The organism is Massilia scottii (assembly GCF_030846495.1).
Taxonomy (GTDB): Bacteria; Pseudomonadota; Gammaproteobacteria; order Burkholderiales; family Burkholderiaceae_D; genus Telluria_A; species Telluria_A violaceinigra.
The window spans coordinates 122547-135164 of record NZ_JAVCWM010000004.1 but is presented as its reverse complement, the minus strand read 5'-3'; the positions used below and the strand labels follow the sequence as shown (position 1 = coordinate 135164).

At 65.8% G+C, this 12618-nt stretch carries 10 protein-coding genes; 5 read left to right on the top strand and 5 right to left on the bottom strand.

The annotated features are described in order from the left end of the window. Nucleotides 1-20: 20 nt before the first annotated feature. Nucleotides 21-431, top strand: a complete 411-nt coding sequence (locus RBA41_RS06710) for a hypothetical protein (protein WP_306622305.1) — start codon at nucleotides 21-23, stop codon at nucleotides 429-431. 107 nt (nucleotides 432-538) lie between these two features. Here the strand turns inward: RBA41_RS06710 and RBA41_RS06705 are convergent, their stop codons facing one another. The 4 genes from RBA41_RS06705 to RBA41_RS06690 form a co-directional block, all read right to left on the bottom strand. Further along, nucleotides 539-1519, bottom strand: coding sequence for a GGDEF domain-containing response regulator (locus RBA41_RS06705; RefSeq protein ID WP_306622303.1), 981 nt, complete (start codon nucleotides 1517-1519; stop codon nucleotides 539-541). 135 nt (nucleotides 1520-1654) lie between these two features. Further along, nucleotides 1655-4645, bottom strand: coding sequence for a hybrid sensor histidine kinase/response regulator (locus RBA41_RS06700; protein WP_306622301.1), 2991 nt, complete (start codon nucleotides 4643-4645; stop codon nucleotides 1655-1657). Then, the gene (locus RBA41_RS06695; RefSeq protein WP_306622744.1) at nucleotides 4642-5703 is read right to left on the bottom strand and encodes a uroporphyrinogen decarboxylase/cobalamine-independent methonine synthase family protein; all 1062 of its coding nucleotides are present in this window, start codon (nucleotides 5701-5703) and stop codon (nucleotides 4642-4644) included. The genes RBA41_RS06700 and RBA41_RS06695 overlap by 4 nt, the downstream gene beginning before the upstream one ends. A gap of 132 nt (nucleotides 5704-5835) precedes the next feature. Continuing rightward, nucleotides 5836-6663, bottom strand: a complete 828-nt coding sequence (locus tag RBA41_RS06690) for a response regulator (protein ID WP_306622299.1) — start codon at nucleotides 6661-6663, stop codon at nucleotides 5836-5838. A gap of 410 nt (nucleotides 6664-7073) precedes the next feature. Between RBA41_RS06690 and RBA41_RS06685 the strand changes: the two genes are divergently transcribed. The 4 genes from RBA41_RS06685 (at nucleotide 7074) to RBA41_RS06670 (ending at nucleotide 11877) form a co-directional block, all read left to right on the top strand. Next, nucleotides 7074-7301: a hypothetical protein gene (locus tag RBA41_RS06685; protein WP_306622297.1), complete on the top strand. Its 228-nt coding sequence runs from the start codon at nucleotides 7074-7076 to the stop codon at nucleotides 7299-7301. 132 nt (nucleotides 7302-7433) lie between these two features. Continuing rightward, nucleotides 7434-9353: a TOL_0244 family TonB-dependent receptor gene (locus RBA41_RS06680; RefSeq protein WP_306622295.1), complete on the top strand. Its 1920-nt coding sequence runs from the start codon at nucleotides 7434-7436 to the stop codon at nucleotides 9351-9353. A gap of 14 nt (nucleotides 9354-9367) precedes the next feature. Continuing rightward, nucleotides 9368-9988, top strand: a complete 621-nt coding sequence (locus RBA41_RS06675; RefSeq protein WP_306622293.1) for a TOL_0243 family YfiR-like periplasmic protein — start codon at nucleotides 9368-9370, stop codon at nucleotides 9986-9988. Beyond that, entirely contained in the window at nucleotides 9988-11877 is a 1890-nt protein-coding gene (locus RBA41_RS06670) for a sensor histidine kinase, YfiR-like protein-associated (RefSeq protein WP_306622290.1), read from the top strand. The genes RBA41_RS06675 and RBA41_RS06670 overlap by 1 nt, the downstream gene beginning before the upstream one ends. 69 nt (nucleotides 11878-11946) lie before the next feature. On the opposite strand, the gene RBA41_RS06665 is transcribed toward RBA41_RS06670, so the two are convergent. Further along, nucleotides 11947-12486 (bottom strand): FxDxF family PEP-CTERM protein, encoded by a 540-nt coding sequence (locus tag RBA41_RS06665; RefSeq protein ID WP_306622288.1) that lies wholly within the window; start codon nucleotides 12484-12486, stop codon nucleotides 11947-11949. Nucleotides 12487-12618 lie beyond the last annotated feature (132 nt).

Here is a 12618-nt window from a genome sequence, read left to right as displayed (position 1 = left end):
GCACATTGAAAGGGTAAGCCATGAATATCAACACCATCGTCGACGCCGAATTTACCGGCAAATGCTTCCGTGACCTGCGCAACGCGCCGCTTTCGGCCATGCGCGGCCTGAGCACCAAGGACGCCAAGGCGCTGCACGACGCCTTCAATATCACCACCATCGGCGATCTGGCGAACCTCAAGTTCGTCAAGTGGGCCAGCGCGATCAACGTGCTGGCCGACGAAGAGTGCGATACCGACGAACAGACCGCCAAGGAAACCTTGCTCGACGATGCAGTCGAGATGACCTTCCCGGCCAGCGATCCGATCTCGGTCGATGCGGGCATCACGCGCATTGAAGTACCGCCCGATATGGTCAACGCCAGCACCGATCACCAGCATGCGAAGTCGATCGAGGCCAGTACCAAGCAGGGGGGCAAGGGCGCCAAGTAATCCGGGGCGCAGGGGAGGGCATGACGCTGTCCCCTGTGTTCCAAGCCGCCGCTCCCGCCAATGGCGGGACCGGCGGTTTTTTGTTGACTGAAGAGAGGTAAGGGCCGTTAACGGCGCGGCGCCACGACCAGCGCATCCTGCGCCAGCGGTGCGGCCGGCGTGGCCGAGGTGGCGCAGAAACGGTTTTTGCCGCCGCGCTTGGCCTCGTAGAGCGCGTAATCGGCAATGCTGATCAGCGCTTCCACCGTTTCGGCGTCGTCCGGATAGATGCTGATGCCGATACTGGTCGACAGGCGCAAGGTCAGGTCGTTGATGAAAAACGGTTCGGACACGGCCTCGACCAGCTTGGCCGCCGGCCCATGCGCATCGGCCAGGCCCGACACTTCGCCCAGCACCACCATGAATTCGTCGCCACCCAGGCGCGCCACCGTATCTTCCTTGCGCGACGACGCCACCAGGCGCTGCGCCACGATCTTGAGCACTTCGTCGCCGTAGGAGTGGCCATAGGTATCGTTGATCGCCTTGAAGCCATCGAGGTCGAGATACATGATCGCGGCCTTGTGGTGATTCCGGTTGGCGTGCTGCAAGGTGGTTTCGATGCGGTCTTCCAGCAGGCGCCGGTTCGGCAGCCCGGTCAGCGGATCGTGCAGCGCCAGCTCTTGCTGGGCGCGGCTGTACTGCGCCAGTTCCTTGTAGAGCAGGCGCACTTCCAGCATGTTATGGATGCGCTTGTGTACTTCGAGCAGGTCGAACGGTTTGCTGATGAAGTCGCGCGCACCGGCTTCGAGCGCGGCGATCTTGAAACTGGGCTGGGCCGTGAGCGCCAGTACCGGCAGATAGCCACCCTGTTCGATTTCCTTCAGGCCCTTCATGACCTGGAAGCCGTTCATGCCGGGCATTTGCAGGTCGAGCAGGATCAGGTCGTAGCAGTGCTGGCGGTGCAGCGGACAGACTTGTTCCGGGAGCATGGTCGAGCTGACGCAGTTGTAGCCTTCTTCGCGCAATATCTCTTCCATCAGTTCGATATTGTCTGACGAATCATCGACCACGAGGATTTTTGCGTTCAGTATGTCTTCTCGGCTTGGCATGCGTTGTCTCGGTCAAGGCGGAGGGGCGTGCGGCAAAGAGCGCACGCGCGATTTTAATATGTTGCTAGTGTAACAGTGTATCGAACATTTCTTGTAGGACAGCGCCGCGTGCGGCGGTAGGAATCCCATTGTATGTCAGCGCGGCCGGCTTTCCCCCATGGACGCCACCGTAGCGATCAGCTCGCTAGGCTCGACCGGTTTGGCGATATGCGCCATGAATCCCGCTTCCAGCGCGCGCAGGCGGTCTTCGGAGCGCGCAAAGGCGGTCAGCGCCACCGCCGGCACGTCGCCGCCGCCGCCGTGGCCGAGCGCGCGCACCTGCGCCAGCAGCTCGAAACCGTCCACGTCCGGCATGCCCAGGTCGCTCACCAGCACGTCCGGCGGCGCATTCCTGAACTCGGCCAGGGCGTCGGCCGCGCTGGCCGCCGTGCGCACGGTGGCGTTGCAATCAGACAATATACGCCGGATCAGGTCGCGCGCGTCCGGTTCGTCGTCCACCACCAGCACGTTCAGGTGCGACAGGTCGCGCAGCAGGATCTCGGGGGTCAGCGGCGCCACCTGCAGGGAAGGGGGGCGGCCGGCGCGCGAAGCCTGGCTCTGGCGGTTGGCCGCCGGCAGCTCGATCGTGAACGTGGCGCCATGGCCTTCGCCCGGGCTGTCGGCGCGCACCGTGCCGCCATGCTGCTCGATCAGGTGCTTGACGATCGACAGGCCCAGCCCCAGTCCGCCGTGCTTGCGCGTGGTGGAGGCGTCGCCCTGGCGGAAGCGTTCGAACACGTGGGCCATGAATTCGGGCTTGATGCCGACCCCGGTATCGTTGACGGCGATCTCGACATGGCCCTCGACGTTGCGCAGGGCGATGCAGACCATGCCGTCGCGCGCGGTGAACTTGATGGCGTTCGATAACAAATTCCAGATCACCTGCTGCAATCGGGCCGGGTCGCCGGCGATCATGCCCACGCCCGGGGCGTAGAATTTCTCGATGCGGATGTTCTTGGCGTCGGCGGCCGGGCGCACCGTCTCGATGGCGGCGTCGATGAACCCGGCCGGCGCGACGGTCTGCATGTCGAGCAGCACCTTGCCGGACGTGATGCGGCTCATGTCGAGCAAGTCTTCGATCAGCTGGGCCTGGGCGCGCGCATTGCGCTCGATGGTTTGCAGGCCGCGCTGCAGGTCGGCCTGGTCGCGGCTGCCGCGGCGCAGCACCTGGGCCCAGCCCAGGATGGCCGACAGCGGCGTGCGCAGTTCGTGCGACAGGGTGGCCAGGAATTCATCCTTCATCTGGCTGGTGCGTTCGGCTTCGGCGCGCGCCGAGCGTTCGCTTTCCAGCAGCACCTTGCGCTCTTCGGCCGCGTGCTGGGCCGCTTCGTACAGGCGCGTGTTGTCGATCGCCACGGCGGCCTGGGCCGCGATGCCGCCCACGATGCGCTCGGTGCGTTCGCTGAAAATGCCGGTTTCCGGGTGGCTGAAGACCAGGCTGCCCAGCACTTCGCCGGAACGCGCGATGACCGGCACCGCCAGGTAGCTGCGCACCCCGCTCTGGTCCTCGGGCGTGGCGCCGTGCGCGTGCGGCGGCGCGTAGCGCGGGTCGGCGCCGATGTCGTCCGAGCGCAGCACGCTGACGCTGCGCAGATTCGGCCCGAACAGTGCATTGGTGTGCAGCTCGCCATCGGTCTCGAACTCGGGCGGGGCGACGCCGGCCACGGTGTGCAGGGTGAACAGGTCGCCATCGCCGTCCTTGCCATGGTAAAAGAAGGCGCCGAAGCGGGCGCCGCTGATGCCGGTGGCGGCGTCGGTCACGGTTTGCAGCAGCGAGCGCAGGTCGCGCTGGGAAGCGAGCGCGCTGCCGGTGCTGTTGAGCAGTTCGAGCACGTTCGATTCGTCGCGCAGGGCTTGCTGCACGCGCTTGACCTGGTCGACGTCGGTATTGGTGCCGAACCAGCGCACCACGTGGCCGAGCCGGTCGCGCACGGCGTTTACGCGGGTGAGGAACCAGCGGTATTCGCCGTCGGCGCCGCGGATGGGAAACTCCATCTCGAACGGATTGCCGGTGCGGATAGATTCATGCCAGCGCACCAGCATTTGCGGCAAGACGTCCGGGTCGTGCGTCGATTGCCAGCCCCAGCCGACCATCTGGTCGGGCGTGGTGCCGGTGTACTCGTACCAGCGCTTGTTGAACCAGACGATGGCGCCGTCGGCCTGGGCCATCCAGGCCAGCTGGGGAATCGAATTGGCCAGCGCGCGCAGCACTTCCTCGCTCTCGCGCAGGGTGTCTTCGGCGCTTTTGCGGGTGCTGATGTCCTGCACCACGCCGGTCATGCCGAGCACGGCGCCGTCGCGGTCGTAATCGGCGCGGCCGACCACCCCGATCCAGCACTGGTCGCCATCGGGCCGGTCGACCCGGCACTCGATGTTCAGGTCGGTGTGCTGGGCGAACGCTTGCAGGAATTCGGTGCGCGCCATGTCCTTGTCGCCATCGTGCAGGCGCTCGCGCAGGCTGTCCCAGGGCAGCGGGGTTTCCGGCGGCAAGCCGAAGATTTCGGCGGCGCGCGCGCCCAGGGTCACGCGGTCGGCGCCGGCGTCCCAGCGCCAGTCGCCCAGCCGCCCGGCCGAGAGCGCCACCTGGAGGCGGCTGCTGCCGTCGAGCAGGGCTTGTTCATCGGCCTTGCGCTTGCTGATGTCCTGGAAGTAGACGGTCAGGCCGCCGTCGGACGGGTAGGCGCGCAGGTCGAACCAGTTGCCCAGGCTGGGGTAAAAGAATTCGAAACTGGTCGTTTGCTGGGAATCCATGGCGCCCCGGAACTGTTCTTCCATGGCGCTGGTGCGCAGTTCGGGAAATTCATCCCAGATGACGCGGCCGAGCAGGGCTTCGCGGGTTTTGCCGCGCGCCGACAGCAGTTGCAGCGCGCGCGCGTTGATGTAGGTGATGCGCCAGCCGCGGTCGACCGCGCAAAAGCCATCGGTGAGGCTTTCAAGCATGTTTTCCATGCGCGTGTTGGCGTGGCGCAAGGCATCCTTGGTTTCCATCAGTTCCTGCTGGGCGCGCTGGCGCGCCGCCAGCAGGCTGTTGGCGTTGCGCAGGGCCACCGCGCGCATCAGTTCTGTTTCGTCGTGTTCTTCGCTCACGCACGCTCCCGCAGAATGGCGCTGGCCAGCGCGGTGCCGGCCACGCGCGCGGCGATCTTGGCAAAGGCGGTATCGCGGCTGGTCGAGCGGTCGTCGCAGAATGGCGAAAAGCCGCAATCGTCGGTGCTGCCGAGCTGGCCGGGGGCGATGAACCGGGCCGCGTGCAAGATCCGGTCGCGCACCAGTTCCGCCGTTTCGATGACCGGATCGATGGGGTCGATCACGCCGACGAACACGCGCTGTCCGGGCTTGAGGTGCCTGGCGATGATCTTCAGTACGCGGGCCGGGTCCGGTTCGCTCGCGAGGGCGATGTAGAAACTGCCGACCTGCAGTTCAAACAGGCTGGGCAGAAGCTCGGCGTAGTCGACATCGAGGCTGTGGGTCGAATCGCGGTCGGCGCCGGGGCAGGTATGCACGCCGATCAGCGCGCGCTCGGCGCTGGAAAAGCGGTTCAGGGCCAGATTGTTCAGGTCGATGAAGCTCGACAGCAGCTCGCCGCTGGGGTCGAGCTTGACGGCCAGCCGGCCTTCGGTGAAGTCGACCTGCACCTTGTGCGCGCCTTGCGCCAGGCAGCGCCGGATTTCGGTTTCGTGCTCGCCCAGCAGGTCGTCGATGAACTGGTCGCGCGAGTAGCCGGGCAAGCCTTCGGACGGGTACATGAGCGACAGGGCCGAGGGCGAAATGACGGCCTGCTTGACCGCCACCGTGGCATAGCGCCGGGCCACGGCCAGGTAGCTGTCGGCGTAGCGTTCGTAGCGGAACGGGGCGCGCATCAGGCGCGGCATGCGGCGCGTGTGGCCGTCCGCGAACGGGATCTGGAACCCGTCCGGCGCGGTATTGTGCGAACCGTGCACGCAGTAGGTCAGGAAGTTATGGTACTTGCGCTGCTCGCCATCGCTGATGACGGTCGAGCCGGTCGCTTCCATGCGGGCGACGGTGTCGCGCACGGCGTCCTCGTACAGCGCGTCGAGCTCGCTGTCGCTGAGCTTGCCGTTTTCGACCGCGGCCATCAGGGCTGGGGGGCGCGGAATGCTTCCGATTGGCTCGGTGGGAATCATCATCTGGATTTGGGCAACCGTGAAGGAATGGGCGGGGACAGCCCCGCGACGTCTCCTGCGCACTACTGCGGCGGGCGGCGCGACGACGATTCTAGCCGACCGGCGCCGCATCGAACCACACACTTGAACCGATCATACTCCGCTATGCAGCTGCTTGGAAACTGTGGCGAGTGCCGCTTGCAGCTGTTCAAGTTCATAGGGTTTTTGCAGCGACTGGTGGGCGAACTCCACATGGCGCAGCAGGGCATCGCCGTAACCGGACGCGAAGATGACGTTCAGGCCGCCTTGCAGGCGCAGCGCTTCGCGCGCCATGTCGACCCCGGACATGCCGGGCAGGCTGACGTCGGAAAACAGCACGTTGTAGCTGTTGCGGGCCAACATCGCCAGCGCGTTTTCGGCGTCGCCCACGCCTTCGGCTTCGTGGCCGAAGGCGCGCAGCATCTCGACCACCAGGTATTGCGAGTCCAGATTGTCCTCGACCACCAGGATGCGCAAGCCGTCGGCGGGCGCCGCCACGCTGGCCGGAGGCGCGCTCGGCGCCACCGCGCACAGCACGCCGCCGACCGCGGCGCCATCGCGCACCGGGGTGTAGAACAGGTCGTAGTCGGCGCTTTCCATGGCGCCGTCGCGCAAGAAACTCAGGCGCTGGCGCTCGAGCCGGACCACATCGCCGCCGAGCGCGCGCTCGAGCGCCGCCGGGCTGGCCGCGAGCGGGGCGGGCCAGACCGCGGGAACGCGGCCGCCCGGAGCGCGCGGGTGGCGCGGACCGGCCAGGTCGGCGTAGGCGTCATTGAATACCACGATGCGGCGCGGGCCCCACAGCAGCAGCATCGGCAGCGGGGTGTTGAGGACGATGTCGACGCACTGGCGCAAGGTATCGGGCCAGGCGAGCGGGTCGCCCAGGTCGGTGGCGCTCCAGTCGGCGCTGGCCGCTCCGGCGGCGTTACCAGTTTCGTGCATGAGAAGCCTGTTTCATGAAAAATTGACGATGCGAAGTTGTGGAAACGAAAACATGAGCGAATCGTACACCAAACAGGCGCGGATCGGACTTTTCGCAGGGCTTCCTTGGCCAGGGCGCATCGATCGGGCCGGGCCTGGCGTCGCAGTCGGGCGGGCCTGGCGGCATGCTGTGCCGGTCCTCGGGCGCTGTCGGGATCGGGCCATGCCAGGCCGCCAAGGTTCAGCCTTGTCGCCCGCTCGAGCCTCCAGGCAAAAAAAAGCCCGCTCAGAGAGCGGGCTGAATCTATTTTCTTGGAGGAGAATAGAGGAGACAGATGCAGTATGCTGCACTGCAGAAAATAAATCTAATTGATGTTTGTGATGTCAGTTATCTATTCTATTTATGGCTCAAAATAAACAAGAGGTGATTCATGGCAAGTATCGTCAAGCACAGGAGGGTCAACATCGTCGTGCTCGAACAGGATGAAGCCATCGGCGAGCATTGCAAGCCGGGCGATATCGCCATCGCGGCGGCGGCCGACGGCTGGTGGACCAGTTTCGTCGGCGAGGATGGGGTCATCGACAGTTACGACATTCCCTACCCGAGCTATCTGGAAGCCTTGTGGGCCGCCAAGGCCGCGGCCGAATTCGGCGTCTAGCATGCGCTTTGCGTCGCACTGGCGCAACTTGTTGTAGGCAAATTGCCACCACCAACAATAAACCAACGCTTGCAAATAGCTGTTAACGTGCGCTGCTTTGTTCATGACAGAAAATGTTCTACGATAGCAAGCATGCGTAAACTGCCATTTCTGATCCATTTCATCGCATGCGCGGGCCTGTTGCATGGCGCTGGCGCGCGGGCGAATGTGGATCAGGCGTCCCTGCTCGATTTTTCGCTGGAACAGCTCTCCGACATCGTGGTCAGCTCGGTGTCGCGCCAGCCGGCGCGCCTGGCCGATGCCCCGGTGTCGCTGTACGTGATCGCCGGCGCCGACATCGCCCGCGCCGGCGCCCGCAGCCTGCCCGAAGCGCTGCGCCTGGCGCCCAACCTGCAGGTGGCGCGCAGCGATGGCGGCACCTACGCGATCACCGCGCGCGGCTTTGCCAGCACCATCGAGAACAAGCTGCTGGTGCTGATCGACGGGCGCAGCGTCTACTCGCCGCTGTTTTCCGGCGTGTTCTGGGACACCCAGGACGTGGTGATGGAAGACATCGAGCGCATCGAAGTCATCAGCGGGCCGGGTGCGACCATCTGGGGCGCCAACGCGGTCAACGGCGTGATCAACATCATCACCCGCAACGCCGCCAACAGCCAGGGCGCGCTGCTGTCGCTGGACGCCGGCCGGCGCGAGCGCGGCGTGACCGTGCGCCAGGGCGGCAAGCTCGACGGCGGCGGCCTGTACCGCGTGTACGCCAAGGCCAGCGACATCGAGGACTTTGCGGACGCGCCGGGCGGCGGCCTGGAGCGGCGCCAGGCCGGCTTTCGCAGCGACTGGAAAAGCGGCACGGGCGCCGCCAGCCTGAGCGCCGATGCGTACCGCGGCAGCTTGCAGCGGCGCGGCGGCGGCGAAACGCGGGCGAGCGGCGCCAACCTGCTGGGACGCGCCAGCGGCATCCTGGCCGACGGCAGCGACTGGCGCATCCAGGCCTCGCTCGACCATACCGAACGGGTCCAGTCCGGCACCGGCTCGCAGCGGCTCGACATGGTCGACCTCGACATGCAGCACGGCATGCGTCTGGGCGCGTCGCACAGCCTGGCCTGGGGCGGCGGCTACCGCCATGCCTGGGACCGGGTCAGCGGCGGCAGCTTGCTGGCTTTTTTCCCGGCGGACAAGAATCTGCGCTGGGCGAATGTGTTCGCGCAAGATAAGATGCAACTGAGCAGTACTTTGCGGATGAGTATCGGAGTCAAACTGGAACACAACACCTACACCGGCATGGAAAAGCTGCCCAGCATGCGCATGGTCTGGAACGCCAGTCCGACCAGCGTGCTGTGGGCGGCCGCCTCGCGCAACGTGCGCGCGCCGTCCCGCCTGGACCGCGACATGTACCTGCGCAGTGCGCGCGGCGGCTACAGCATCGAGGGCGGTCCGGACTTTGTCGCCGAAACAGTGCGCGTGCTGGAAGCCGGTTTTCGCGCCCAGCCGCTGCCCAGCGTCTCGTATTCGGTGACCGTGTTCGCCAGCGATTACGACCGCTTGCGCACCCTGGAACCGCGCGCCCCTGCGCCGGGCGCCCCTGCGCCGGGGGCCCCTGCGCCGGGGGCCGAATTCGCCAACATGGGCGAAGCGAACACGCGCGGGCTGGAGTTCTGGAGCCGCTGGCAGGTCGCGCCGCGCTGGCGCCTGGTGGCCGGCATGGTGCTGCAGGATATCGACGCCGGCCTCGTGCCCGGCAGCCGCGACGTCTCGGCCGCGACCGGCATCGGCACCAACGATCCGGCCAGCTACTGGTCGCTGCGATCGTCGCACGAACTGTCCGACGCGTGGCAGGCCGAGCTGGCCCTGCGCCGGGTCGGCCAGCTGCCGCAGCCGCTGGTGCCGGCGTACTACGAGCTCGACCTGAGAATGGCCTGGCAGCCGCTTCGGAACGTGGAGGTGGCGCTGGCCGGCCGCAACCTGCTGCATCGCTCGCACGCCGAATTCGGGCCGCCCGCCACGCGCCGCCTGATCGAGCGCGCCGTGTCGCTCCAGCTGAGCGCGCGGTTTTGAGCGCGGCGCCTCCCATGCCCGGCCGCGAACCCTCTCCGCCGCGCCGCGCACTGTCGCGCGGCATGGCCGCCAGTTTCTTGTTTGCGTTGCTTGCGCCACTTGCGCCGCTTGCCGTGCCCGGCCTGTGCGGCGCGCAGGCGGCCTTGCCGGCGGGCGGCGCCGCATCACTCGAACGCAGCATCAAGGCCGCTTTCCTGTATAAGTTCCTGGGCTACGCGGAGTTTCCGGCCTCGGCCTTCGCCGATGGCGCCGCGCCGCTGGTGATCGGCGTGACCGGGGCCGACGACCTGGCCGCCGACCTGGCCCGCATCGTGGCCGGGCGCGTGGTGCAGGGGCGGCCGGTGGCGGTGCGCACCCTGCGCGAGCACGCTGCGCCGGCCGGGGTGCATCTGCTGTTCGTCGGCGGCGACGATCCTGTGCGCCTGCGCAATGCGCTGCGCGCGATCGGCGCCGGGCCGACCCTGGTGGTGACGGAATCGCAACAAGGACTGCAGCAAGGCAGTGTTATCAATTTCAGGATCGTCGAAGAGCGCGTGCGCTTCGACGTCTCGCTCGAAGCGGCCGACCGGAACAGCGTCAAGCTCAGTTCGCGCCTGCTGACAGTGGCCAATCACGTTCACAAGGGAGCACCGTGATGCAACACGATACCGGCTCCGTCCGTAGCAAACTCATCCTCATGGCCGTCTCGACCACCTTCGTGGCGCTGCTGTCGGCCTCGATCGCCATGCTGCTGTACGACCTGCGCACGTTCCAGCAATACTGGGTCGACGACCTGATGACCCAGGCCGACATCATCGCCAGCGTCAGCGCGCCGGCGCTCTCGTTCAACGATGCCAGGAGCGCGCAGCAGAACCTGGCCGTGCTCAGGGTGCGTCCGCAGATCCTGTCGGGCGCGGTCTACACCAGCAGCGGCGTGCGCTTTGCCTCCTACACCCAGGGTTCGCTGGAGCCGGCGTATCCGGTCAAGCCGGGCCGGCCCGGCTACACCATCGACCGTGGCGAGCTGGTGGTGTACCACAACATTGTCGACAATGGCGAAGTGCTGGGCACGGTGTACCTGCGCGCGCGCTTCGGCCTGGTCGAACGCATGCTCAATTACGCGGCGATCCTCGGCATCGTGCTGCTGATCTCGCTGGTGATCGCGGCCCTGGTGGCCTCGCGCCTGCAGCAGAGCATCACGCGTCCACTGCTGGCGGTGACCAACGTGGCGCGCGAAGTGATGCAGCGGCGCGACTTCAGCCTGCGCGTGCCGGGCAATAATCCGGGCGAAATCGGGGTGCTGGTGGCGGCCTTCAACGACATGCTGGCCGAGATCGGACGCCGCTCGCACGCCCTGCAGGAAGCCAACCTGACGCTGGAGCACGAAATGCAGGTACGCCACCGGGCCGAGGAAGCGCTGCTGGTGGCCGACCGCCGCAAGGACGAGTTCCTGGCGACCCTGGCGCACGAACTGCGCAATCCGCTGGCACCGATCCGCACCGGGCTCGACATCCTGCGCATCCGCAGCGGCGACGCCCAGGCCACCCAGCGCGCCACCGACATCATGGAACGCCAGCTGCGCCAGATGGTCAGGCTGGTGGACGATTTGCTGGACGTCTCGCGCATCAATACCGGCAAGTTCGCCATCAAGATGGGCCGGGTCGAACTCAAGGCGGTGGTCAACGATGCGCTCGAAGTGGTGCGTTCCTACATCGAACTGCACGGCCACGAGCTGGCCATCGATCTGCCCGACCGGCCGGTGTTCCTGCATGGCGACGCCACGCGCCTGGCGCAGATCTTGTCGAACCTGCTCAACAATGCGGCCAAGTACACCAACCGCGGCGGCCGGGTCAGCCTGACGGCGCGGGTGGAAGAGCGCGACCTGGTGATCCAGGTGGCCGACAACGGCATCGGCATCGCGCCCGACATGCTCAATCACGTGTTCGAAATGTTCGTGCAGGTCGACTCGACCCTGGAGCGCACCAATGCGGGGCTGGGCGTGGGGCTGTCGCTGGCGCGCCGCCTGGTCGAACTGCATGGCGGCAGCATCGAAGCGCACAGCGCCGGCATCAACCGCGGCAGCGAATTCGTGGTGCGCCTGCCGATCGTGGTCGAGCCGGAAATGCCGACCAAGACCAGCCCGGCCGCCTTCATGACCTCGGAAACCTACCGGATCTTGCTGGCCGACGACAACGTCGACTTCGTCAACAGTATCGGCGCCTTGCTCTCGGCCATGGGGCACAGCGTGGTGATCACCCACAACGGGCCCGATGCGCTGACGGCGGCGGCGCGCTTTTGCCCCGATTATGCGTTTCTCGATATCGGCCTGCCGCAAATGTCGGGCTACGACCTGGCGCGCGGTATCCGGCGCCTGTCGTGCGGGCAAATGACCTTGCTGATCGCGGTGACCGGCTGGGGCCAGGAAAAGGATCGCCAGCTGGCCTTCGAGGCCGGGTTCGATCATCACATGGTCAAGCCGGTGCGCTTCGAGCAGATCGAGGAAATTCTGAGCAACCGCAGCGTGATCAAGAAAGTGCGCGGTTAGGGCGCCTGGTTCGGGACGAAAAAAAAACGGAAGCCGAAGCTTCCGTTTTTTTATGCAACAAGCAAGAACTTACGCTTGCTTGGCTGCTTTGCGACGACGGGCCAGGAAACCGACCACGCCCAGGCCTGCCAGCATCATGCCGTAGGTTTCTGGTTCTGGTACTGGTGCCAGCATGACGGTGCCGCCGAAGCTGCCGCCGGTGCCCGAAACCATCTTGCCGCTGACCTGCAGGTAGTAGTTACCCAGGCCCAGGCTGTCCGCGCGCAGGCTCCAGATGTCCACGGCGCCAGTGCTTTCCTGGGTACCGGAGGTGATCAGGGTGCCGTTGTTGCTGAACAGGCTCAGACCGGTGATGTCCATGCCGGTCGAAGCGTTACGGGTGATCGACGACACGATGGCGTCGAAGTCGTGCTCGACGCGGGTGATCGAGAAACGGAACTTGTCGGCAAAGGTGTTGTTCTGGTTGTTCAGCAGGAACGAGCTGCCGAAGTTGGCAGTGTTGTCCAGCACAGCCAGCGCTTGCGGGTTGTTGGAAATGTCAGCAGCGAAGGCCGCCGTCGAACCGAGTGATGCGGTTGCCAGGACAGCCGCAGCAATCAGGGATTTCATATGTTTCATAGGTGTTACCTCGTAAGAAAAAATCAGCCGTGCAAGACGGCCTGGTTATCAAGAATCGGGGAGCTTAATGCTAGCAAAGGCGCGTTCAACATCGGCGATACGACGCGACGTGCGCGCAACGCC